The sequence below is a fragment of the Arthrobacter sp. TJ-265 genome, from assembly GCF_058269135.1.
Window position 1 is genome coordinate 457,046 of sequence record NZ_JBZCND010000001.1, and the last position, 23,090, is coordinate 480,135.

Genomic DNA, 23,090 nt, shown 5'->3' on the forward strand with positions numbered 1-23,090 from the left:
CATGCTTATTACTAGATAAACTAGCTTTACATCGTCCTAGCCGGCGGCTAGGTTAGGGGAAGGTCAAGAAAACGGCCTGCTCCTTTCTGACCTGAAGGTCAATGCCATGACACCCGTAGCCCGGACTTCTTCCACCACCGCTCGCCTCGATGACGATGCAGCTCCCGCACTCCCCACCGATCACGACACCGCCTATGACGCGTGGCCCGGAATGGCCACCGGCCGTCTCGGAGCGGCGCAACCTCCGGTCGAACCGCTGATCCTGCCCCACGATTTCACCGGTACCACCACGCGCCAGCTCCGCCGCCTGGTCAACCAGATGTACAAGGTGCTCGACGCCGATTTCCCGCCGTACGGCGCACAGGAGGACTACGACCGCCTCGCCGATGAGCTGGACCGGCGCGCCGCCGAGGCACGTGAGGGCTCGGGCGTGGCGGAGCGTCCCGGCGCCTTCCGCGACAACCCGATGAATCATCGCTTCGAGCTCTTCCAGGACGGGATGCTCGCGGGCTATCTCACCTATTCCCTGCGGGCGGGCACCCTGCGGCTGCACCGCACCGTGGTCGCCGCGGCCTTCGAGGGGGCCGGGCTGGAGGGCGTTCTCATCCAGAAGGTCCTGCTCGATGCGCACAAGCGTCGCCTGGCTGCCCTGCCGTACTGCGACCAGGTCCAGGCGTTCCTGGCGGACAACCCCCAGTACCGGAGCCTCATCGCGAGCTAGGTCAGGAGTACCGCGCGCGGCGTGGACGGTCGGTCATGATGCGGCTGCCGTGTCCCTCGCGCGTGCCGTACGTGGCGCTCAGGAGGGGAGATCCCCGATGGCGGCGTATTTCCGGCGCCAGTCGGGGCCGTCCTCGCCGCCGTACAGGGTCCAGTACTCCCGGCCCGAGGTGATCACGCCGTCGGACACCGTCCAGATCGACACGACGCGGAAGATCCCGACGTCCTCCTGCGGCACCTGCACCTCGGACACCACCGCCTCGCCGGCGTCGTAGACCTCGAGCACGTCGATGCTCCACCCGTTCGGTCGCTCCGAGTTCACGGCCACCACGTTGTCCCTGCCGCGGATGACCTCCCGTGTGACGGGCCAGAACACCGTCACGTCCCGGGCGAGGGTCTGCCCGACCGCGGTCCAGTCCCTGCTCCACACCGACGACCAGTACCGCCGGACGACCTCGGTAGATTCCATGGGCCGATGCTACCGGTGGATGCCCGTCCGCAGGTGCGCGCCGACGCTCTCGTCGAAGCTCCCGATCGTCCGCGCCAGGACCTCGGCCGGCGCGGTGTCCCAGATGTCCTGGTTGAAGATCTCCACTTCGACGTCGCCCGCATAGCCGGCTGTCTGGACCGCGCCGGTGATGGCTTCGAAGTCGATCACCCCGGCTCCGGGGTAGTGGCGCGAGAGGAGGACATCCGCGGCCAGCGGCGTCCTCCAGTCGCACACCTGGTAGCTCGCGATCCGCCCTTCCGCGCCGGCCCGGACGATCTGCGCCGGGAGGTCCGGATCCCACCACACGTGGAATGTGTCGATGACGACGCCGACGGCGGCGGGCGGGAAGGGGGAGGCGAGGTCCAGTGCCTGCTTCAGCGTCGAGATGACGGCGCGGTCGGAGGCGTACATCGGATGGAGGGGTTCGAGGGCGAGGGTCACCCCTGCGGCGAGGGCCTCGGGCGCCAGCTCGGCCAGGGCGTCCTCCACTCGGGCCCGGGCCCCCGCGAGATCGTTCGAACCCTGTGGAAGGCCGCCGGCCACCATCACGAGCACCGGGACGGAGCCTGCCGCACCGGCGGCCGCGAGGGTCGCGGCCTCCTCGATGGCCCTCCGGTTGTCGTCCATGGCCGCCCGGCGGGCAGCCCCTTCCGGGACGGTGAAGAAGCCCCCGCGGCAGAGGCTCGAGAACCGCAGCCCCGACAGTGCGAGCAGCCGGGCCGCCTCGGGCAGGGACTGGGCCTGCACCGAGTCGCGCCACAGGCCGATGCTCGTGATGCCGGCGGCGGCCGTGACCTCCAGCGCCTCGGGGAGGGAGGCGTACTTCAGGGTGGCCTGGTTGACGGACAGGCGGGCGTGCGGCGTCGTCATGCCGACACCCCGCTCACCCGCAGCATCGCATGCCAGCGCTCCCGGGCGAGCTCAGGCTGCTCCAGGGCGCCGCACGCGTTGGCGAGGCGCACGATCTCCGACAGGTGTGGCAGGCTGCGGGCGGCGTGCAGCCCGCCCACCATGCCGACGCCGGGCTGGTGGCCGTTGAGCCAACTGAGGAAGGCCACGCCCGCCTTGTAGTAGTACGTGGGGGACGCGAAGACCTGCCGGGACAGGGCCTCCGTGGGACCGAGGATCCGCGCATAGGCGTCGTGGGCGCCGGCGTCGAGGGCCTGGACCGCCGCCGAGGCGTGCGGCCCGAGGGCGGCGAACGCTCCGAGCAGGGCATCCGAGTGACCCGAGGAGTCCCCGCCGATGAGGGACACGTAGTTGAAGTCGTCCCCGGTGAACATGCGGACAGGGGCCGGAAGCTGTGCGCGTACGGCCCGTTCCGCATCCGCGTCGAGCAGGCTCATCTTCACTCCCGCCACCTTGTCCGGAGCGTTGGCGATGATCTTGAGCAGGGTCGACGACGCCGACCCGGTGTCCGAGGAGCCGAAGTAGCTCCCGAGTTCCGGATCGAAGGCGCTGCCGAGCCAGTGCAGGATCACCGGGGCGCCGGCCGCGGCCAGGACCTCTGCGTACGCTCGCTCGTAGTCCTCGGCGGATCCCGCCGCCCGCGCGAGATGGCGGCTGGCCATGAGGACCACCGAGGCACCTGCGTCCTCGGCGAAGTGGAGTTGCTCCTTGTAGGCGTCGACGACCGCGCCGAGGGGGATCACGGCGTCGTCGACATGGTCCGTGGTGACGCCGACCACCAGGCCGCCGCCCACCGTTCGTGCCTCCGCCGCGCTGCGGGAGATCAGCTCGCGGGTCGCGGCGGCGTCGAGCCCCATGTTCCGCTGGGCCGTATCCATGGCGTCCGCGACCCCGAGCCCCCACGACCACAGGTGGTGGCGGAAGGCGAGCGTCGCGTCCCAATCGAGGTCCGCCGGCGCGCCGGGCACGTTCTCGGCCGTGGTCCTCGGGACCACGTGCGCGGCGGCATAGACGGTCCTGCTCGTGAGGGGACCGGCCGGCCTGACGAACACCGGCGCAGGATCCAGTTCGACGGCGGAGGTGCGTCCGGCCGCATCGACGAGGGTGATCATGCCAGCGGAACCGCTGCCTGGCGAGGTGCGGCGGTGCTGCGGACGTCCTGCAGGTCGAGGCGGCGCCCCGAGCGCGAACTCTCGAGTCCCTGCTCGGCGAGGTACATGCCGCGGGCGCCGGCCAGGAAATCGTAGGGGTGGGGGGCGTCCTCCAGGACGTGCCGGAGGAAGTCCTCCCACTGCGTCTTGAATCCGTTCTCGAACACCTCGTTGGTGGGCACCTCGATCCAGTCGGCGTCGTAGTCGTGGGTGTCCTCGAGATCGGGGTTCCAGACGGGTTTGGGCGTGGCGTTGCGTGGCTGGATCTTGCAGCCGAACAGCCCGACGACGGCGGAGCCGTGGGTGCCGTCCACCTGGAACTGCACGAGTTCGTCCCGGTCGACGCGGACCGTCCAGCTCGAGTTGAGCTGCGCGACGATGCCGCCCTCCAGCTCGAAGACGGCGTACGCGGCGTCGTCGGCGCTCGCGCGGTAACGGTGGCCCTGCTCGTCGACGCGGTCGTCGATGTGGGTGACGGCCCGCGCGTACACGGATTCGACCCTGCCGAACAGGTTCTCCAGCACATAGCTCCAGTGCGGGAACATGTCGACGACGATCCCGCCGCCGTCCTCCGCCCGGTAGTTCCAGCTGGGACGCTGGGCGTCCTGCCAGCCGCCTTCGAAGACCCAGTACCCGAACTCCCCGCGCACCGAGAGGATCCGGCCGAAGAAGCCGGAGTCGATGAGGCGCTTCAGCTTCTGCATGCCCGGCAGGTACAGCTTGTCGTGGACGACGCCGTTCTTGATCCCGGCCGCCTCCGCCAGGTCGGCGAGTTCGAGGGCGTCGGCCGCCGTCTCGGCGGTGGGCTTCTCGGTGTAGACGGCCTTGCCGGCGGCGATGGCCTTGCGGATGGCCGCCGACCGAGCCTTCGTCACGAGGAAGTCGGCGTAGATCTCCCAGGTGGGGTCGGCCAGGACGCTGTCGAGGTCGGTCGAGAAGTGCTCGATGCCGTGCCGGGCGGCGAGCTCGGCGAGTTTCGCCTCGTTCCTGCCCACGAGCATCGGCTCGACCTGGACACGGGTTCCGTCGGAGAGGAGCACGCCCCCCTGGTCGCGGATCGCGAGGATCGAGCGGACCAGGTGCTGCCGATAGCCCATGCGCCCTGAGGCGCCGTTCATGATGATCCCGATTGTCCTCGTTGACATTCCTGCTCCTTCGTGCGGCGGCACCGCCATATGGGAAAACGCTTACCGCGAGTGTAGAGGAAGAAGGAGGGAGGGGCAATGAGGGGCCGCGTGGGTCAGGACGCCCACCCCGATGACGCCCGGGACCCTCGAGCTCGGCGTGCGGCATTCCGCTCGGGCGTTACGGAGGAAGCAGGAACACCCGCCGGACGGGTCAGCCCGGGGCGCCCGAGCGGCCAGGGATCGACCGCCGCGTGCACTGGTCCGGACGCACCCATGCACTACGGGCGATGGAGAATTCCACCCACTGCGCGAGGACCGCCGAGCTGGTCCATGCCATGGCGAATCCGCGGACGGTCTGCCGTGCGCCGTTCGGATACTCGAGGTCCACCCAGAGCGCAGGTGAGGGGGAGACGGACTCCGTGATGCCCTCGGTGGGCGGCTCCACCTGAAGTGGAGGGACGAACTGGTGCGTCGTGGGCGGGAGTCCGTGCCACCCGGCAGCCCTGGTCACGCATGCCTGCCCGGCGGGGTGGAGTGCGGTGCGGCCCGGTTCATCCCTCCACTCTACGAGGATGCTGCCCGAGCAGGCAGGGGGAGGGGCAGGGGCTCGACGCAGGGTCTGGTCAGGCCGGGTGCGTCGGACGCGGCGTCAGGGTCCGGCGTCGGCAGCGCGCGGCGTCCACCCAGGCCTCGCGTGCACGGGAGTGCTCGATCCACTGCGCACGGACGGTGGTGGCCGTCCACGCCATCGCGAATCCCTTCATGGTGCGCCGGGTCCCGTCGGGATAGTCCAGCTCCACCCACAGAGCGGGGGAGCGGGCCGGCTCGGTGATGTCACCGGTCGGCGCCTCGAGCTGGAGCGGGGCGACGTACCGGTCCGCGCTGGGTGGAATGCCATGCCATCCCGGTCTTTCCGCCATGCGACGAGGGTACGCCGCGGGTCCGACAGCATGGGCCGGGAACCGGCGACGGACACAATCCATCGGAGGTCCGGCGGTCCATTCCACGCCGTGCCGTGAATGGTTAGGATGATCGCGACAATGGCACCATCACCGCACCTGCGCGCAGGACCTGCGCGGCGTGGGACGCCGGCGTCACGCCGCCCGACCACGATATGAGGTATGCACCTGCCATGACGAAGGACCATCTGCTGAGGATCCGTGTCGCTGCCGCCGATAGGGAGGACGTCCAGTTCGAGCTCGACCGCGCCGAGCTGACCCTGAAGGAAGCGGTGTCCGATGCGATCAGCCACGGGGAGGACATCGCGACCGTGGCCGAGGTCGCGGAGCTTCCCGTGGACGACGTCGCGAGGCTTGCAGCACGCGACGCCGGCCCCGGGTCCGTCCTGCCCTCCTGAGGGACCTGCCGGTGCGGGGACCTGCGCAGGGCCACCGGCACGGAATCACCGGCACGGAATCACCGGCGGGGCGTGCTCCCCCGGATGATCGTCTCCGTCCTGATGGGCGCGGGCTCCCCGGGTGCGGGCGCTGCTCCGGCGTCGTGCACGGAACCTGTCGCGAGCTGGAGGGCGCGCCGGCCCACGTCCTCGAGGGGGATGCGGACCGTGGTCAGGGCGGGCGTGATGTCCCGCACGGTCGGGATGTCGTCGTAGCCTGCCACGCCGATCCCCTGGCCGGGCACGATCCCGGCCTCCCGGAGCGCCGATACGACGCCCACCGCCATGACGTCGTTGACGGCGAACACGAGGTCGACCGAAGCGCCCGACGCCAGGAGCTCCTGGGTGCCGCGGTAGCCGCCGTCGCGCGTGAAGTCGGCGTGGATGATGCGATCCGGCGGCAGGGGGATACCGCACTCCGCCAGCCCCGCCGCGAACCCTTCGAGACGCTCCTCGGCCGTCCTGATCTCGGGCGGCCCGGTGATGACCGCGACGTCCCGGTAGCCGAGTGAGGCGAGTGCGACGGCGAGGTCACGTGCCCCGCCCCGGTTGTCGAGGAGAACCGTGGCGAAGGGGGCCGCGTCCTGACTGATGAAGGCCACCTTCCCGCCGGTGTCCTCGAAGGAGGTGAGCTCGCCGCGCAACTGATCCTCGAACGCGGAGCCAGTGGTCCTGGAGCCCGCGAGGATCATGACGCGGGGGCGCTGTCCGCGCAGCGCCCGCACGGTGTCCAGCTCCCGCTGGGCATTGCGTCCGGTGACCGCGATCGTCACGACGAGTCCCTCCTCGCTCGCGGCATCGATGACTCCGGCCGCGATGCTGGAGAAGTAGGGGTCCGCGATGTCCGCCACGAGCAACGCCACCGTGGTGGTGCTTCCCTTGGCCACCGCCTGCGCGAAGAGGTTCGTGGTGTAGCCGAGTCGCTGGGCGGCCTCGACGACTCGCTGCCGGTAGGCCTCGTTGACCTTGCGGGTGCTTCCGTTCAACGATCGCGACGCCGTGGCGAGCGAGACGCCCGCTTCCCTGGCCACGTCATGCAGCGTCGCGGGACTCTTGCTGGCCGGTGCCGACATTGCTTCCACTCCTGAGGTACGGGCGGCCGCTGCGGCCACCGCCCAGCGCGTTCCACGGAAAGGGCCATTGTTGCACGGCCGGGGGTGACGCCGAGCCCTGCTGCGCCTGATCGGTAAGCGCTTTCTCTGCTAGGGTTTCCCGAACCGTGATCCCTGTCCACCCTGGAGGAACCGTGCCCCTGACGAATCCCGCGGACAACCCCTCCGCCGAGCGACGCGCTGCCCCTGCCGACGGCACCGCCCCCCTGCTCCGCGCAGCGATCCTCGGGACCGGGGGAGTGGCGGAGCTCCACGCCACGGCCCTGCGGGACCTGCCCGGGGTGGCGCTCGTCGCGGCTGCGGATCCGTCCGCCGTGCACCTCGCCGCCTTCGCGGAGGCCCACGGGGTCCCGTTCCGCTTCTCCTCGCTCGAGGAGATGCTCGCCGCCCAGCCGGTCGACGTCCTCCATATCTGCACCCCACCCGGCGGGCACGCCGGGCAGGCGACCGGGGCCTTCGTCGCGGGAGCGCACGTCGTCGTCGAGAAGCCCGCCGCCCTGAGCCTCGCCGAGCTCGACACGATGACCCGGGCGGCGGGCACCGCGGGACGCGGCCTCGCCGTCGTCTTCCAGCAACGCTCCGGCACCGCGGCCGCCCATGTGAAGGGACTGCTCGATTCGGGCGCTCTCGGCCGCCCGCTGTCAGCACTGTGCCAGACGCACTGGTACCGGACGGCCGAGTACTTCGCCGTGCCGTGGCGCGGCACGTGGGCCACCGAGGGCGGCGGCACCACGCTCAGCCACGGGAGCCACCAGGTCGATCTGCTCGCATACCTGCTCGGCGAATGGTCCGCGGTGCGCGCCACGCTGTGGCGGCAGCAGCACGACGTCGAGACCGAGGACCTCTCCCATGCGTCCCTGGTCTTCGCCTCGGGCGCGGTGGCCTCGGTGGTCTCGACGGTCCTCGCCCCACGGCAGTCGAGCCTGCTCCGCATCGACACGGAGCGGGCGACGATCGAGCTGGAGCACCTCTACGGCCACGGGCATGCCCACTGGAGGATCACGCCTGCGCCGGGCGTCGACGAGGAGACCTCGGCGTCGTGGAGCCTGCCGGATCGGGAGATCCCGAGCGGCCACGACGCCCTGTTCGGGGAGATCTATCCTTCGCTCATCGCGGGTCGGGGCATGCCCGGCGTCGTCGGCCATCCTGCCCGCGCGCTCGAGATCGTCACCGGCATGTACGTGTCGGCCCGGGAGGACCGCTGGGTCTCCCGGGAGGATCTCGCGGATCCGTCCCTGCGGGGATCCCTGACGGCGCCGGTCATCGACGGGCGCCCCGGGGCGTCCGCCGGAGCCCCCGCGGCATGAGCGCGGGGGACGCCCTCTCCACGCGCGAGGGTCGGGTGGCCGGCGTCCTGCGCGAGGGCCGCGACGAGCCGGCCATGCACGCGCCGCGGCCCTTCCTCCACCCGGTCCTGACCCCGGGCGGACAGCCCGTCAGCGACTACGCGCCGGCCGATCATCCGTGGCACTGGGGGCTCGGCATCGCGGTATCGGCCATCGACGTCCCCGGCCAGGAGGACCCTGTGAACCTGTGGGGAGGCCCGACATACAGCGGCGCGCGGGGCTACGTCCAGCTCCCGAACAACGGCTCGCAGCGCGTGCGCAGCCGCCGGCACGCGGGCCACGTGGTGGTGCAGCGGGTCGGCTGGTGCGCTGCGGACGGCAGCGAATTCCTCGAGGAGAAGCGGGCCTGGAGCGCGGACACCCTGCGGGCGGGCGACGTCGGATGGTCCCGGACCACCGTGCGGAGCACCTGGGCGAACGTCAGCGGCGGTCCGCTGGCCTTCGGCAGCCCGACGACGGCAGGCCGCCCGAACGCCGGGTACGGCGGGTTCTTCCTGCGCCTCGCACCGTCCTTCGACGGAAGCAGCATCATCGCACCCTCCGCCGGTGGCGCCGGTGCCGTCGGGGAGGGCGACGCCATGGGGACAGCGCACGCCTGGCTCGGACTGCAGTCCGCCGGTGCGTCCGTCCTCATGATCCCGTTGGCGGACAATCCGGGAGGCCCGTCTCCCTGGTTCGTCCGCAGCAGCGGGACCCCGATGCTGTGCGCGGCCCCCTTCTTCCATGAGGAGATGCACCTCGCCCGCGACGCCGTGCTCCGCTGGGAGTGGTCGCTGCTGGTCGCGGACGGCGCCGTGCAGGAAGGTGCGTTCCGGGCGGCGCTCGGCGCCGCGAGGGCCGCTGCTCCCGGGCATCCCGCCTGAGATCGCGCTGTCAGGACTCCGGCGAGAAGGTGCCGGCCGGAGCCGACCGGACGACTACAGGCCGAGGGACTCGAGCACCGGCAGCTCCGCGCGCGCCCGTGCCTTGGCCTCGGCCGCGGTCGGCGCGGCCACTGCGATGCCGGCGATGCGCTGCGCGTCGGCCAGCGTGATGCTGTTCAGCACCGCGCCCACCCCGGCGAGGGCCCGCGGAGTCATGGACAGCGTCGAGATGCCCAGTCCCACCAGGACGACGGCGAGCGCGGGATCCGCCGCGGCCTCACCGCAGACCCCCACCGGCTTCGCGCTCCCCTCGGCGGCCGAACCCTCCACGGTCAGCTTCACCATGCGCAGGACGGCGGGCTGCCAGGAGTTGTTGAGTGCGGCGAGGGAGCCGAGCTGCCGGTCCGCGGCCATCGTGTACTGCGTGAGGTCGTTGGTCCCGAGGCTCGCGAAGGACACCTCACCGAGGATGGACTCGGCCATGACGGCCGCCGAGGGGACCTCGACCATGACGCCCGGTGTCTGCAGCCCGGCATTGCTGCACAGCTTCGCGAAGTCCGCGGCCTCCTCCGCCGTCGAGATCATCGGTGCCATGACCCAGACGTCCGCGCTCGCCTGCGCGGCGGCGTCCGCGATGGCCCGGAGCTGCCGTTCCAGGACGCCCGGGGACGTGAGGTCGGTGCGGTAGCCGCGGACGCCGAGGGCGGGATTGGGTTCGGAGGTGTCTGTCAGGAAGGGCAGCGGCTTGTCCGCGCCGGCGTCCAGTGTGCGGACCACCACCTTCCTGCCGGGGAAGGCGTCGAAGACGCCCTTGTACGCCTCGATCTGCTCCTCCGCCGTCGGCTCGGTGTCGCGTCCGAGGAAGCAGAACTCCGTCCGGAGCAGGCCCACGCCCTGGGCCTTCGCCTCGGCGGCCTTGACGGCGTCGGCGGCCCCACCGACGTTGGCCAGCAGCGGTACCTCGTGCCCGTCCGCGGTCACGCCCACGCCATCGAACACGGCCAGCGCGGCCGCGGCGGCTGCGTAGGCCTCGGCCGCCGCTTCCTCCGCGGCGCCGGGCTCGAGGGTGAGCGTCCCGGCGGCGCCGTCGACGAAGGCGAGGGTGCCCTCGTCGATGTCGTCCACGCCGTGGGCGGCCACGACGGCGGGCAGTCCGAGGGCTCGCGCGATGATCGCGGTGTGGGACTGCGGGCCGCCGCCGGAGGTGACGAGGGCGAGGACCACCGCGGGGTCCAGGGTGGCGGTGTCCGCCGGAGCCAGGTCCTCGGCGACCAGGATGAAGGGCGAGTCCGACGACGGGATGCCCGGTGCGGGGAGCCCGCGCAGTTCCGCGACGATCCGCGAGCGGACATCGAGGACGTCCGCCGTGCGTTCGGCCATGTAGCCGCCGAGGTTGTGCAGCATCTCGGCCACGGAGGCGCCCGCCTCCCAGACCGCCCGGGCCGGCGAGGTGCCGTTGTTGATGAGCTTCGTCGCGGACTTCAGCAGCAGGGGGTCCGTCGCCATCAGCGAGGTGGCCTGCAGTACGGCCTTGGCGTCGCCCTTGGCGATGCCGGCCCTGCGCTTGAGCTCCTCCTGGACGGTCTTCGCCGCGGACCTGAGGGCGGCGACGGCCTGTTCGGGAGCGTCGGGGGTGTCGTGACGTTCACCGGCGGGGGGTTCGCCGACCGACGGCGGCATGTGCCGGACCGGGCCGATCACTCGTCCGGGGCTGACCCCGACACCTGCGAAATTCTCCATTGAACGTCCTCGTTTCCTTGCCGGTGGATCTCGGTCTAACACCATTGTGTCGCGCAAGGCAATTGTAGAGTGTGACCCAGTTCATATAACGGTGCTATAGGTGTTACGCTAGCAGGCATGAAAAAAGGAGGCGAACCGGCGCCGAAGGTCAGGCTTCTGCGGGCAGCCGCGGCACTGCTCGCGGAGTCCGGCGGAGAGCCGGTCTCCACCCGCCAGATCACCGAGGCCGCCCGGGTGACCGCTCCGACCCTGTACCACCACTTCGGTGACAAGGAGGGGCTCTTCGACGCCGTGGTCGCCGAGGGCTTCTCCGAGTACCTGGCGGCCGAGAGGAGCATCCCGACGTCGGGCCAGCCGATCGAGGACCTCCGCATGCACTGGGACAACCACGTGCGGTTCGGCCTCGACCACCCGCACCTCTACCTGGTGATGTTCGGCAACATCCGGCCCGAGCGTCGGCCCTCCATGGTCGCCAGCGCGGAGGCGTTCCTCGAGGAGGTCCTGGCGCGGGCGGCCGCGGCGGCCCGCCTGGTGGTCTCACCGCACGAAGCCGCGCGCAGCATGCTGGCCGCCAACATCGGCGTCACCCTCATGCTGATCTCGGAGCCCGCGGCGAAGCGCAACCTCGAACTCTCGGCGATGACGCGTGAGGCCGTCATCTCGGCGGTGGCCACGGATTCCGAGTCCGATCCCGTGACCGACACCGAGGGGACCCCGTCGGTGGTCGTCGCGGCGATCGCCCTCAATGCAGCACTGCAGTCCTCGCACCCCGATCAGCTCTCCAGTTCGGAACTGAAGCTCTTCCTCGAATGGCTCCAGAGAATATCCAGCCGATCGGGCGGTTGACGCCTCCCGATCGACGCCATCCCTCCGCAGTGTTGCGGGGCCTACGGTTAGGAATGAATGTGGCAACACAACTAGAAGCGAGGTCCGGCACGAGTGCCCGGGTCCGCGTACAGAAGTTCGGGACGTTCCTGTCCGGGATGATCATGCCCAACATCGGTGCCTTCATCGCGTGGGGCATCGTCACGGCACTGTTCATCGAGGCCGGCTGGCTTCCCGTTCCCCGGCTCGGCGGCTTCGGCGAGACCGACGGCGTCGCCAACGTCGGGCTCGTCGGGCCGATGATCACCTACCTGCTGCCCCTTCTGATCGCCTATACCGGCGGCCGGATGGTGTACGACGTCCGCGGCGGCGTGGTCGGCTCGATCGCGACGATGGGCGTGATCGTGGGAGCCGGCATCCCCATGTTCATCGGTGCCATGATCATGGGCCCGCTCGGCGCATGGACCATGAAGAGGATCGACGCGATCTGGGAAGGCCGGATCAAGCCCGGCTTCGAGATGCTCGTCAACAACTTCTCGGCAGGCATCTGGGGTGCCGTGCTGGCGCTCATCGGCTTCTACGGGGTCTCGCCGCTGGTCATCGCCTTCAGCACGGGGGCGGGCAACGTGGTCCAGTGGCTGGTCGACAACGGCCTGCTGCCGCTGACGAGCATCTTCATCGAACCGGCGAAGGTCCTCTTCCTCAACAACGCCATCAACCACGGCGTGCTGACCCCGCTCGGTGTCCAGCAGTCGCTGGAACAGGGGAAGTCCATCCTGTTCCTGCTCGAAGCGAACCCCGGCCCGGGGCTCGGCATCCTGCTGGCGTACTCGTTCTTCGGTCGCGGCATCGCCAAGGCCTCCGCTCCTGGCGCCGCCATCATCCAGTTCTTCGGGGGCATCCACGAGATCTACTTCCCCTACGTCCTGATGCGCCCGCTGCTGATCCTCGCCGCGATCGCCGGCGGCATGACCGGTATCGCGACGCTGAGCATCACGAGCGCCGGTCTGGTGGCCCCGGCGGCCCCCGGGTCGATCATCGCGGTCCTGGCGCAGACGGCCCGGGACAGCTACTTCGGCGTCACGCTGTCGGTCGTGCTGGCCACGGCGGTGTCCTTCCTCGTCGCTTCGGTCATCCTGAAGACCGGCAAGGGCCCGCAGGAGGACCTCGCAGCCGCCGCTGCCCGGATGGAGGAGCTCAAGGGCAAGAAGAGCTCCGTGGCCGGGAACTTCCGGTCGGACTCGGCCCCCGACGGCCCCATCCGCAGCATCGTGTTCGCCTGCGACGCGGGCATGGGGTCCTCGGCGATGGGCGCCTCGGTGCTCCGCAACAAGATCCGGGCTGCCGGGTTCCCGGACGTGAAGGTCACCAACCTCGCCATCTCCAGCCTGAAGGACGACTACGACGTCGTCATCACGCACCAGGATCTCGCCGACCGCGCGGAGCCCCTGACGCAGAGCGCGACGCACGTCGCCGTCGACAACTTCATGAACAGTCCGCGCTACGACGAGATCGTCGACCTCGTCCGGGCCGGTGCGGCGGCCGACGGCGGCGTCGACCCGAAGGACCCCGCTCCCGCCGCGGTCGCCTCCGCCGCGGTCGTATCCGACGACGACGCCATGACCGACGCCGACGTCCTGGCGGAGGAGAGCATCGTGCTGAACGGCACCGCCACCACGCAGGAGGACGCCATCGACGAGGCCGGACGGCTGCTGGTCGCCCGCGGGGCCGTCGATTCCACCTACGTCGAGGCCATGCACGAGCGCGAGCGGTCCGTCCCCACCTACATGGGGAACTTCCTCGCCATCCCGCACGGCACCAACGCGGCGAAGGACCTGATCAAGCGCTCGGCCGTGTCGATCGTGCGCTACCCCGAAGGCATCGACTGGAACGGCAAGCAGGTGAAGTTCGTGGTCGGCGTCGCAGGCGTCAACAACGAGCACCTGTCCATCCTGTCCGCGATCGCCCGCGTCTTCTCCGACAAGGCGCAGGTCGCCAGGCTCGACGAGGCCGCGTCGGTGGACGAGGTCATCGCCCTCTTCGGAAAGGTGAACGCCTCGTGAAGGCAGTGCATTTCGGTGCCGGCAACATCGGCCGCGGCTTCGTGGGGCTCCTGCTCCACGAGGCCGGGTACGAGGTGGTCTTCGCCGACGTCGCGGACGCCCTGATCGACCAGCTGGCCTCGACCCCCGGCTACGACGTCCACGAGGTCGGCGAGGACCCGGCAGTGAAGACGGTGGACAACTACCGTGCGCTGAACTCGCGCTCCCAGGAGGAGGACGTCATCGCGGAGATCGCGACGGCGGACATCGTCACCACGGCCGTAGGGCCGAACGTCCTGCGTTTCCTCGCCCCGGTCATCGCCCGGGCGATCGCCCGCCGCAGCGAGAGCCAGGCACCGCTGCAGGTCATGGCGTGCGAGAACGCCATCAATGCCACGGACATCCTGCGCGGCGAGATCGAGCAGGCCTACGACGGCGCGGCGCCGGACCTCGCGACGCGGGCGGTCTTCGCCAACACCGCCGTGGACCGCATCGTCCCGAACCAGGCCGCCGGGCAGGGCCTCGACGTCACGGTCGAGACGTTCTTCGAGTGGGTCATCGACCGCACCCCGTTCGGGGGCCATCCGCCGGAGATCCCCGGCGCCACGTACGTCGACGACCTCGAGCCGTACATCGAGCGGAAGCTGTTCACCGTCAACACGGGCCACGCGGCGGCGGCATACTTCGGGTCCGCGGCCGGGGTGGAGAAGATCGCGGACGCCATGGACGACGACGCCGTCGCAGCCAGGGTGAGGGCAGTGCTGGACGAGACGAAGCAGCTGCTGGTCGCGAAGCACGGGTTCGACCCCGCGGAGCAGGAGGCCTACGTGCAGAAGATCCTGCGGCGCTTCACGAACCAGCACCTGCCCGACACCGTGGGTCGTGTCGGCAGGGCGCCACTGCGGAAGCTGGGCCGCAGGGAACGCTTCGTGGGGCCGGCCGCCGAGCTGGCCGAGCGCGGCACGCATCCCGCGGCGCTGCTGGAGGCGATGCGGGCCGCGCTGTCGTTCTCGGCACCGGATGATCCCGAGGTCGCGGCGCTGGCCGAGATCCTGGCCACCCAGGACCCGGACACGGCGACGACGTCGGTCACGGGGCTCGAGGCGGAGCATCCCCTGTTCGGAGCGGTGCGCGACCTGATCGCCGACCACGCCGCGGTGGCGCGCGCGGGACAGTAGGACAACGACCGCAGGATCGGAAGGGAGCAGCCTCGGCTGCTCCCTTCGTCGTTCCCGCCGGCGGCACCTGGGGGTGGGCGGCTCAGGGGTGTACGAGGGCGTCCTGCTCCACGGCGAGCAGTTCGCGCACGAACGCCAGATGCTCGACGTCCTGGAAGGCGCCGCCCTGCTCGTGCCCGTTGTAGGGGTAGACCTTCATGCGCTTCGGTCCCGCGTAGTGGTTGTGGGCCGCGAAGACGCACGACGGCGGGCACACGTCGTCGAGCAGACCGACGGAGAACAGCGCCGGGACGGTGCCGCGTGCCGCGAAGTTGACGCCGTCGAAGTAGCTGAGGGTCCGGAAGACGTCGTCGACGTCGTTCCGGCGCGTGCCCAGGTATCTCACGATCTCGGCGTAGGGCGCGGTGTCGACGATCTCCGTGGCATGCCGCATGTGCGCGAGGAACGGGACGTCGACGATGGCCCCGACGGGCGGGGTGCCGTTCACCCGGTGCGCGAGGGCGGCAACAGCGAGGGTGATCCCGCCCCCCTGGCTGCCGCCCGAGACCACCACGCGGGCCGGGTCGACGGCGGGATGCGCCTGGGCGGCCTCCACGGCGTGGACGGCGTCGACGAACAGGCGCCGGTAGTAGTAGGTCTCCGGGCTGCCAATGCCGAGTGTCATGAAACCGCCGGCATGGGGGCCCGTGAAGGCGCCGTCGGCCGTGTCCCCGGGGCGGTGACCGGAGCCCTGGCCCCGGAGGTCCATGACGAAGTGTGCGAAACCGGCACTCGGCAGCGCGGTCCACTCGCCGAGCAGCCCGCGCCCGCCGCCGTAGCCGATATAGGTGACGACCGTCGGGAGCGGGCCGGCGAGGTGCCGTGGCCGCAGCAGCCAGGCCTTGATGGGCTCCCCGCCGTAACCGGCGAACGTGACGTCCTCGGTGACCAGCTGGGAGTAGCCCGCCCGGACCTCCTCGAACAGGGGAGGCGCCACATGCCTGCGCTGTTCCGACAGCGTCCGGTCCCAGAAGGCGTCGTAGTCGGCGGGTTCGTCGCGTTCGGGCAGATAGCTCCGCAGCTCGGACAGGGGGCGGTCGAAATGGGGCATGGGGTGCATCCTTTCACGGGCGGATGAGCGAGGATAGAGCGCGGACACGCCTGCCCGCCCTGCACTGTTGACCATTGATACGATTCAATCTACGCTGTGGGATAACGCTTTCCCAAGGGCGTCCCACGATGGCTGACAATGAAGTTTCCCAGGAGGACAACGATGTTCCGCACACTCTCCCGACGCACACTGACAGGCGTCGCAGCGCTCACCGCCTCCGGACTGGTCCTGGCCGGCTGCGGCGGTGGTGGGGGCGAGCCCGCAGCCCTCGACGCCGACGAGCAGATCACGCTCAACTACACGTTCTGGGGCAACGACGATCGTGCAGCCCGGTACGACGCGGCGATCGCGGCGTTCGAGGAGGAGTTCCCGAACATCACGATCAACGACACGTTCACCGACTACCCCTCCTACTGGGAGAAGCGGCAGACCGAAGCGGCGGGTGGTGGACTCCCCGACGTCATGCAGTTCGACTACACCTACCTCCGCCAGTACGGCGACAACGGACTCCTGCTGAACCTCGAGGACTACTTCGGGAACGGCATCACCACCGACGCCATCGACGAGGGCCTGCTGTCCACCGGCACGCTCGACGACGGCACGTTCGCCATCCCCACCGGCTACAGCGCCTGGTCCGTGTTCCAGAACCCGGCCCTGCTGGCCGAGGCCGGCATCGAGCCCTACGAGGGCGGCACGAGCTGGGACGAGTACGACGCCTACATGGCATCCGTGACGGAGGCGGGCGGCGGCACGGTGTACGGCGGAACCGACACCACCCAGCGCATCCAGGACCTGGAGCTCAAGCTGCGCCAGGAGGGCCGGCAGCTCTTCACCGACGAGGGCGAACTCGGCTTCACCCAGGAGGAGCTCGCCGAGCACTGGACGGAGGGTCAGGAGAACCGTGAGGACGTCACCGTGCCGCAGAGCAAGCTCGAGGAGATCAACCCGGTCTCCGGCTTCGGCGGCAACCTGACCACCAGCGAGATGAGCTGGAGCAACTTCCTCGGCGGGTACCTCGGTGACTCCGGGGCGGAGGAGATCACGATCGTCGCCCCGCCCACCAGCAACCCCGACGAGAAGGATCTCTACCGGAAGGTGGGCCTGATGCAGGCGGCATCCGCCTCGACCGAGCACCCCGAGGCCGCCGCCGCGTTCGTCGACTTCCTCATCAACAGCCCCGAGGTCGGCGAGATCTTCGGCGCGACGCTCGGTATCCCCGCCTCCGAGACGCAGCTCGAGGGCGCAAACCTCGAAGGGCCGGACAAGGCGGTCAAGGACTACCTCGACTCCATCGAGAACCGCATGGGCGACGCCCCGGCAGCGCCCGTCGCCGGATTCGGACCCCTCGAGCAGACCTTCTGGGACCTCGGCAAGTCGATCGGCCTCGGTACTGTGACGCCCGACGACGCCGCGAAGCAGTTCTTCGACGAAGCCTCCGTCACGCTCGGTAACTAGCACGACACCCGGTATCCAGCAGGACAAAGGAGTCAGATCGTGAGCACGGACTCGGCGCACGCGCCAGCTTCAGCCCGCACCGCCGAATCCGGTGCCCGTCCGGCGGACAGCCGCCGGACGGGCACGCCCCGGCCCCGTCGCCGAAACCGTGACTCCCTGGCCGGGTACGTCTTCCTCTCACCCTGGCTCCTGGGGTTCGTGGGACTCACGCTCGGCCCCATGCTGGCATCGCTCTACCTCGCCTTCACGGACTACAACCTCTTCACCGCCCCCGAGTGGACCGGACTCGAGAACCTCGGCCGCATGGCCGACGACGAGAAGTTCTGGGCCTCGGTCCGGATCACCCTCATCTACGTGCTGGTGGGGACGCCCATCAAGCTCGCGGCAGCGCTCGCCGTGGCCATGCTCCTGAACTACCGGGCGAAGGGCACCGGCTTCTTCCGCTCCGCCTTCTACGCTCCGAGCCTGACCGGCGCGAGCGTCAGCATCGCGATCGTCTGGCGGGCCATGTTCTCCACCGACGGCCCGGTAGACGGCGCCCTGAACCTGTTCGGCATCAATCTCGGCGGCTGGATCGGGAACCCCTCGCTGATCATGCCGATGATGATCCTGCTCGCCGTCTGGCAGTTCGGCGCCCCCATGGTCATCTTCCTCGCCGGGCTGAAGGGCGTCCCGGCCGAACTCTACGAGGCCGCCTCCGTGGACGGCGCGAGCCCCCTGCGCAAGTTCCTCAGCGTCACGGTGCCGATGCTCTCGCCCGTCATCTTCTTCAATCTGCTGCTCGAGATGATCAACGCCTTCCAGGTCTTCGCCTCGGCGTACATCATCGGATCGGGAACGGGCGGCCCCGGCGGCGCCACGAACTTCTACACCGTGTACCTCTACACGAGGGCGTTCGCCAACAACCAGATGGGCTACGCCTCGGCGATGGCCTGGGTGTTGCTGCTCGCCGTGGGTGTCCTCGCCCTCATCCTCTTCCGCACCTCCAGGAGCTGGGTCCACTACGCAGGAGACTCCAAGTGACCGCCATCGAATCGAACCCCGCCGTCCCCGTCCCGCGTGACCCGGACGGCGGCCCGCAGCCCCGGCCGCGCCGCCGGCCGATGCGCCGGCATCTCCCCACGGCGCTCTGGATCGTGGGGATCGTCGCCCTCACGGCGATCGTGCTGTACCCGCTCCTGTGGATGTTCTCCGCATCCCTGAAACCGAACTCCGAGTTCGGCAGCAACCAGGGCTTCCTCCCCGAGAACCCCACCTTCGACAACTTCGTCAAGGTGATGCAGGGTATCGCCGGCATTCCCACCTGGAAGTTCTTCCTCAACTCGACCCTGCTGGGCGTCGGCGCGGTGATCGGCACCGTCATCTCCTCGTCGATGGCCGCGTACGCCTTCTCGAGGATCTCCTTCCGTGGCAGCAAGATCCTCTTCGCGGCGATGATCGGCACCCTGCTCCTGCCGTTCCACGTGCTGATCATCCCGCAGTACGTGATCTTCAGGAACCTCGGGCTGATCGACACCTTCTGGCCGCTCCTCGCCGGCAAGTTCCTGGCCACGGAGGCGTTCTTCGTCTTCCTCATGGTGCAGTTCATCCGCAACCTGCCGCGGGAACTCGACGAGGCGGCGCGCATCGACGGCTGCGGGCACGGGCGGATCTTCTTCTCGATCACGCTGCCCCTGATCAAGCCCGCCCTCATCACGTCGTCGATCTTCGCGTTCATCTGGAGCTGGAACGACTTCCTCGGACCGCTGCTGTACCTGAACTCGCCGGACAAGTACCCGTTGCCGCTGGCGCTGCGCATCTTCAACGACCAGACGAGCACCTCGGACTACGGCGCGACCATCGCGATCTCCGTCCTCGCGCTGCTGCCCGTGATGCTGTTCTTCATCATCTTCCAGCGCTTCCTCGTCGACGGCGTCGCGACGCAGGGCCTGAAGGGATGAGCCCGCGCCGGCGCGACGCAGCCGATCGCCCGGGGCAGACCGCCGCCCGCGACGGCAGCACGCTGCGCTGGCCCGGCGGGACGGCGAAGTTCGCGCTGTTCGGAGAGGTCCTCTGGGTCGGCGTGCTGTGCTGCGTGGCGGGCCTCGGGATCATCACCATCCCGGCGTCCTTCGCCGCCGGCTCCGCCCACCTGCATCGCTTCCTGCGGGCCGAGGACTCGACGGTCCGGCAGTCCGCCGCGGACTTCACGGCGGCCCTCGGGAGGGGCTGGCTCGTCGGCGTCGGGGTGATCGCCGCTGCCTCACTCCTCCTGCTGGACATCGTGGTTGCCGGCTCGCGGTCCCTGCCGGGCTGGCAGATCGTCCTCGCCGCCGGGATCCTGCTGCTCCTGGGACTGCTGGCGGGACTGGCCGGCGTGACGGCTCGCTGGCAGGCCGACCGGTCGTGGCGGGCGGCAGGACACCTGTGGTTCAGGGAGGCACGAGAGGACCCCGCGGGCGTCCTCTGGCTCGTCGCCGCCGTCGTGCTGACCGCGATGGTGGCCTGGCAGCTGCCGCCGCTGATCATCCCGGGAGTCGGCTGCCTGGTGTTCGCCGCCCTCGCGACCTCGGTGCGCGAGCGCCGTCCCCACTCCTGATCCTCCGACCCTGCGACCCACCCGGGAGACCCCCTTGCACTACGGCGCCGACTACAACCCGGAACAGTGGCCCGACGAGGTGTGGCCCGAGGACGTGGCCCGCATGCGTGAGGCGGGCGTGACGATGGTGAGCCTCGGGATCTTCGCCTGGGCACGTATCCAGCTGTCCGAGCACGAGTTCGACTTCGACTGGCTGGACCGGGTGATCGGCCTCCTGCACGAGGGCGGGATCGCCGTGGACCTCGCGACGGCGACGGCGTCGCCCCCGCCGTGGGCGACGGTCGCCTACCCGGAGATGCTGGCCGCCGATGAACACGGCAGCCCCTACTGGCACGGCAGCCGGCAGCACTACGCGCCGTCGTCGCCCGCCTACCGGTCACTGGCCGCTGCACTCGTGCGGAGGATCGCCGAGCGCTATGCCGGGCACCCCGCCGTCGTCCTCTGGCATGTGAACAACGAGTACGGGTGCCACCTCGACGTGGACTACTCCGACGCCGCGCGGGACGCCTTCCGGACCTGGCTGACGAACCGCTACGGGTCGATCGACGCCGTGAACGCCGCGTGGGGCACGATGTTCTGGTCGCAGCGCTACGGGTCCTTCGCCGAGATCTTCCCGCCCCGGCACGCCCCCTACAGTCACAACCCCGGGCAGCTGCTCGACTACCGGCGGTTCACCTCGGACATGTTCCTCGAGTGCTACCGGATGGAGCGGGACATCATCCGGGCGGCGGGAGCCGTCCAGCCCATCACCACCAACTTCATGGGCGCCTTCAAACCCGCCGACTACGCGCGATGGGCCGCGGAACTCGACGTGCTCAGCGACGACCTCTACCCGGATCCCAACGATCCGGAGGGTTTCCGCGAGGGTGCGTTCCATGGTGACCTGATGCGCTCCCTCAAACCCGGGACCCCGTGGCTCCTCATGGAGCAGGCCACCAATGCCGTGAACTGGCGGCCCACCAACGCCCCGAAGGCGCCGGGCCAGCTCGCCGCGCAGAGCATGCAGGCCGTGGCCCGCGGTGCCGACGGCATCCTGTTCTTCCAGTGGCGGCAATCCCGGGCAGGAGCGGAGAAGTTCCACTCCGCCATGCTCCCGCACGCCGGCACGGAGACACGCACGTGGCGCGAGGTGATGTCCCTCGGTGGCGACCTCGGCCGGCTGCCGGACCTGCCGGCCGACGACGGCGCCGCGCGGGTCGCGCTCCTGTTCGACTGGGAGAACTGGTGGGCCATCGAGAACCCTGACCACCCCACCTCGCTCGACTACCTGTCCCTGGTGCGGGGCTGGTACGACGCCGTGCACCGCCTGCACGTGCAGGTGGACATCCTCCCGCCGACGGCCGACCTGGCGCACTACACGGCGGTCGTCGCCCCGCACCTGTACCTCCTCACCGAACCGGCCGCCGCGAACCTGGTCGACTTCGTCGAGCAGGGCGGGCACCTGCTCGTCACGGCGTTCAGTGATGTGGTCGACGAGTACGACCGTTTCCGCGCGGGCGGCTTCGGCACGCAGCTCAGGGACCTGCTGGGTGTGGTCATCGAGGACTTCGGGGCCCTGGCGGACACCGGATCGGCGGGTCCGGGTGAGCAGCGGGCGCCGGTCGCCGGCCCAGGGGTGGCGTTCGTCGGGTCGATCCTCGCCGAGGAGGCCCATGCCGTCGACGCCCGCGTCCTGGCGCGGTTCGAGGGTGGCCGCCAGGATGGGCGGCCGGCGCTGACGGTGCGGTCGCACGGTGCGGGATCGGCGTACTACCTGGCCACCGTGCCCGACGACGACGGTGCGCGGCAGGTCCTCGACCACCTGTTCACGGCGGCCGGGGTGGAGCCTGTGTATCCGGGCCTGCCGCCGTTGGTGGAGGCGATCCGCCGCGGGCCGTTGCTCACGCTCATCAACCACGGCCGCGAGCCCGTCCACATCGACGTGCAGGGGGAGGACGCGCTGGGCGGCGGCGAGGTCCGGGGAGTGGTCCTGCGGCCGTTCGGCTACGCCCTGGTGCTCATCTCCAGCCTGGAGGCCACGGAACCCTGTCCTCCAGCGGTACCAGGGTCACGGTGATTCACGGGGCCGAGCGCGAGCCCGCCGATGCCGGGCGCGCGCGATGAAGTGAGTGCCCAGGCCCAGCCCGACGAGTGCCAGGGGAATGGCTCCGGGTTCACTTTCCGTACGGATCTGGAAGACCATGAGTGCCACGCCGACCGTGATCAGCAGGATCGGTACCAGTCTCTTCATCTCCGGCCTCTCAGGGGGTATCGAGTCGTGAACGGTCGTCCGTGCTGTGGCTCGCGTGCGAGGACTGCGCGAGGTCCGGCTCGTCCACCTCGTCGACCCATTCCAGGAGGTCCCCCGGCTGGCAGTCGAGAACCCTGCACATTGCTTCCAGTGTGCTGAAACGGACCGCTTTGGCTCGCCCGTTCTTCAGGACGGCGACGTTCGCCGGTGTCAGACCGATGCGGTCGGCGAACTCTCCGACGCTCATCTTCCGTCGGGCGAGCTCCAGGTCTATCCGGACCACGATCGGCATCAGATCACCTCGTCGAGCTCGGTGCGCAGGGTGCGCGCTTCGACATCGCGTGCCACCGCCTGCTCCAGCAGGGCCTTCAGCACCAGGACGATCAGCGCAACGGATGCCAGCATGACCGCGACCCCGCCGATCAACAGAACGACTCCGGGCGCCACCGCCTCCCCGGGGGCGAGCGCGACGCCGAGCCCGAAGGTCAACAGGGACGCGGCCGCGAAGGCACCGATCACGAGATGCACCAGACGGAAGGCGCCGGTCGAGAACACGGTTCCCCGCCGGGCCATCGTCAGCAGCCCCCACACGCAGACCACCGCGACCTGGCCCGCCAGGATCGCCAGGACGGTCAGGATCACCATCGGTGTGCGGATCATCGCGAAGTCGGGATCCGCCGTACTGACGTCCCGGGTCAGCAAGGACAGCACCACCATCTGGATGAAGACCGAGCCTGCGAACATCATCGCCAGAACAAGGCGCAACGCGGCCACCGTCAGTTTTCCCATGTCTTCCCCTCCACTTGAATGTTGGTAGCAAACTATCGTTAATCGATAG

The 23,090-nt window shown here is 69.8% G+C and carries 23 protein-coding genes; 12 read left to right on the plus strand and 11 right to left on the minus strand.

The annotated features are described in order from the left end of the window. Positions 1-106: 106 nt before the first annotated feature. Positions 107-721 (plus strand): GNAT family N-acetyltransferase, encoded by a 615-nt coding sequence (locus AC4D2E_RS02205; RefSeq protein WP_104166267.1) that lies wholly within the window; start codon positions 107-109, stop codon positions 719-721. Positions 722-799: 78 nt separating this feature from the next. Here the strand turns inward: AC4D2E_RS02205 and AC4D2E_RS02210 are convergent, their stop codons facing one another. From AC4D2E_RS02210 to AC4D2E_RS02235, 6 genes are all read right to left on the minus strand, one after another. Beyond that, positions 800-1,189: a nuclear transport factor 2 family protein gene (locus tag AC4D2E_RS02210; RefSeq protein ID WP_104166265.1), complete on the minus strand. Its 390-nt coding sequence runs from the start codon at positions 1,187-1,189 to the stop codon at positions 800-802. 9 nt (positions 1,190-1,198) lie between these two features. Further along, positions 1,199-2,080, minus strand: coding sequence for a sugar phosphate isomerase/epimerase family protein (locus tag AC4D2E_RS02215; protein WP_490951530.1), 882 nt, complete (start codon positions 2,078-2,080; stop codon positions 1,199-1,201). Beyond that, positions 2,077-3,231, minus strand: coding sequence for a DUF993 family protein (locus AC4D2E_RS02220; protein ID WP_490951531.1), 1,155 nt, complete (start codon positions 3,229-3,231; stop codon positions 2,077-2,079). The genes AC4D2E_RS02215 and AC4D2E_RS02220 overlap by 4 nt, the downstream gene beginning before the upstream one ends. Beyond that, the gene (locus AC4D2E_RS02225) at positions 3,228-4,415 is read right to left on the minus strand and encodes a Gfo/Idh/MocA family protein (protein WP_104166260.1); all 1,188 of its coding nucleotides are present in this window, start codon (positions 4,413-4,415) and stop codon (positions 3,228-3,230) included. The genes AC4D2E_RS02220 and AC4D2E_RS02225 overlap by 4 nt, the downstream gene beginning before the upstream one ends. A gap of 193 nt (positions 4,416-4,608) precedes the next feature. Beyond that, on the minus strand, positions 4,609-4,908 hold the full coding sequence (locus tag AC4D2E_RS02230; RefSeq protein ID WP_490951532.1) for a hypothetical protein: 300 nt from the start codon (positions 4,906-4,908) through the stop codon (positions 4,609-4,611). Between the two features lie 112 nt (positions 4,909-5,020). Continuing rightward, a complete protein-coding gene (locus AC4D2E_RS02235; RefSeq protein WP_490951533.1) occupies positions 5,021-5,317 on the minus strand; it encodes a hypothetical protein in 297 nt (98 codons plus the stop codon). 212 nt (positions 5,318-5,529) lie between these two features. Between AC4D2E_RS02235 and AC4D2E_RS02240 the strand changes: the two genes are divergently transcribed. Beyond that, positions 5,530-5,754 (plus strand): hypothetical protein, encoded by a 225-nt coding sequence (locus tag AC4D2E_RS02240; RefSeq protein ID WP_104166254.1) that lies wholly within the window; start codon positions 5,530-5,532, stop codon positions 5,752-5,754. A 59-nt stretch (positions 5,755-5,813) separates the two neighbouring features. Here the strand turns inward: AC4D2E_RS02240 and AC4D2E_RS02245 are convergent, their stop codons facing one another. Then, positions 5,814-6,866 carry a LacI family DNA-binding transcriptional regulator gene (locus AC4D2E_RS02245; protein WP_490951534.1) on the minus strand — a complete coding sequence of 351 codons (1,053 nt, stop codon included), beginning with the start codon at positions 6,864-6,866 and terminating at the stop codon, positions 5,814-5,816. 173 nt (positions 6,867-7,039) lie between these two features. Here AC4D2E_RS02245 and AC4D2E_RS02250 point away from each other — a divergent pair, with 173 nt between their 5' ends. Then, on the plus strand, positions 7,040-8,212 hold the full coding sequence (locus tag AC4D2E_RS02250) for a Gfo/Idh/MocA family protein (protein ID WP_490951535.1): 1,173 nt from the start codon (positions 7,040-7,042) through the stop codon (positions 8,210-8,212). After that, positions 8,209-9,114, plus strand: coding sequence for a DUF6807 family protein (locus AC4D2E_RS02255; protein ID WP_490951536.1), 906 nt, complete (start codon positions 8,209-8,211; stop codon positions 9,112-9,114). The genes AC4D2E_RS02250 and AC4D2E_RS02255 overlap by 4 nt, the downstream gene beginning before the upstream one ends. A 54-nt stretch (positions 9,115-9,168) precedes the next feature. Here AC4D2E_RS02255 and ptsP read toward each other — a convergent pair whose 3' ends face one another. Continuing rightward, positions 9,169-10,854, minus strand: coding sequence for a phosphoenolpyruvate--protein phosphotransferase (gene ptsP, locus AC4D2E_RS02260; protein WP_104166249.1), 1,686 nt, complete (start codon positions 10,852-10,854; stop codon positions 9,169-9,171). Between the two features lie 117 nt (positions 10,855-10,971). On the opposite strand from ptsP, the gene AC4D2E_RS02265 reads away from it, so the two are divergent. The 3 genes from AC4D2E_RS02265 to AC4D2E_RS02275 are packed head-to-tail and all read left to right on the plus strand — an operon-like array spanning position 10,972 to position 14,899. After that, positions 10,972-11,700: a TetR/AcrR family transcriptional regulator gene (locus AC4D2E_RS02265; protein ID WP_104166247.1), complete on the plus strand. Its 729-nt coding sequence runs from the start codon at positions 10,972-10,974 to the stop codon at positions 11,698-11,700. Between the two features lie 53 nt (positions 11,701-11,753). After that, positions 11,754-13,742 carry a PTS mannitol transporter subunit IICBA gene (locus AC4D2E_RS02270; protein ID WP_181033564.1) on the plus strand — a complete coding sequence of 663 codons (1,989 nt, stop codon included), beginning with the start codon at positions 11,754-11,756 and terminating at the stop codon, positions 13,740-13,742. Next, positions 13,739-14,899 (plus strand): mannitol-1-phosphate 5-dehydrogenase, encoded by a 1,161-nt coding sequence (locus AC4D2E_RS02275; RefSeq protein WP_490951537.1) that lies wholly within the window; start codon positions 13,739-13,741, stop codon positions 14,897-14,899. The genes AC4D2E_RS02270 and AC4D2E_RS02275 overlap by 4 nt, the downstream gene beginning before the upstream one ends. A gap of 82 nt (positions 14,900-14,981) precedes the next feature. Here the strand turns inward: AC4D2E_RS02275 and AC4D2E_RS02280 are convergent, their stop codons facing one another. Continuing rightward, the gene (locus AC4D2E_RS02280) at positions 14,982-15,989 is read right to left on the minus strand and encodes an acetylxylan esterase (RefSeq protein WP_490909874.1); all 1,008 of its coding nucleotides are present in this window, start codon (positions 15,987-15,989) and stop codon (positions 14,982-14,984) included. A gap of 162 nt (positions 15,990-16,151) precedes the next feature. Here AC4D2E_RS02280 and AC4D2E_RS02285 point away from each other — a divergent pair, with 162 nt between their 5' ends. Genes AC4D2E_RS02285 through AC4D2E_RS02305 form a run of 5 tightly spaced genes read left to right on the plus strand, consistent with a single transcriptional unit; the run spans position 16,152 to position 22,078 of the window. Beyond that, positions 16,152-17,444, plus strand: a complete 1,293-nt coding sequence (locus tag AC4D2E_RS02285) for an ABC transporter substrate-binding protein (protein ID WP_490909873.1) — start codon at positions 16,152-16,154, stop codon at positions 17,442-17,444. 39 nt (positions 17,445-17,483) lie between these two features. Then, the gene (locus AC4D2E_RS02290; protein ID WP_490951538.1) at positions 17,484-18,467 is read left to right on the plus strand and encodes a carbohydrate ABC transporter permease; all 984 of its coding nucleotides are present in this window, start codon (positions 17,484-17,486) and stop codon (positions 18,465-18,467) included. 5 nt (positions 18,468-18,472) lie between these two features. Beyond that, entirely contained in the window at positions 18,473-19,384 is a 912-nt protein-coding gene (locus AC4D2E_RS02295) for a carbohydrate ABC transporter permease (protein ID WP_490910528.1), read from the plus strand. Beyond that, entirely contained in the window at positions 19,381-20,022 is a 642-nt protein-coding gene (locus AC4D2E_RS02300; RefSeq protein ID WP_490951539.1) for a hypothetical protein, read from the plus strand. The genes AC4D2E_RS02295 and AC4D2E_RS02300 overlap by 4 nt, the downstream gene beginning before the upstream one ends. 34 nt (positions 20,023-20,056) lie before the next feature. Further along, the gene (locus AC4D2E_RS02305; RefSeq protein ID WP_490951540.1) at positions 20,057-22,078 is read left to right on the plus strand and encodes a beta-galactosidase; all 2,022 of its coding nucleotides are present in this window, start codon (positions 20,057-20,059) and stop codon (positions 22,076-22,078) included. Positions 22,079-22,262: 184 nt separating this feature from the next. Here AC4D2E_RS02305 and AC4D2E_RS02310 read toward each other — a convergent pair whose 3' ends face one another. Next, positions 22,263-22,544 (minus strand): helix-turn-helix domain-containing protein, encoded by a 282-nt coding sequence (locus tag AC4D2E_RS02310; RefSeq protein WP_219815687.1) that lies wholly within the window; start codon positions 22,542-22,544, stop codon positions 22,263-22,265. After that, positions 22,544-23,026, minus strand: coding sequence for a DUF2975 domain-containing protein (locus AC4D2E_RS02315; RefSeq protein WP_306738452.1), 483 nt, complete (start codon positions 23,024-23,026; stop codon positions 22,544-22,546). The genes AC4D2E_RS02310 and AC4D2E_RS02315 overlap by 1 nt, the downstream gene beginning before the upstream one ends. Between the last annotated feature and the right edge of the window lie 64 nt (positions 23,027-23,090).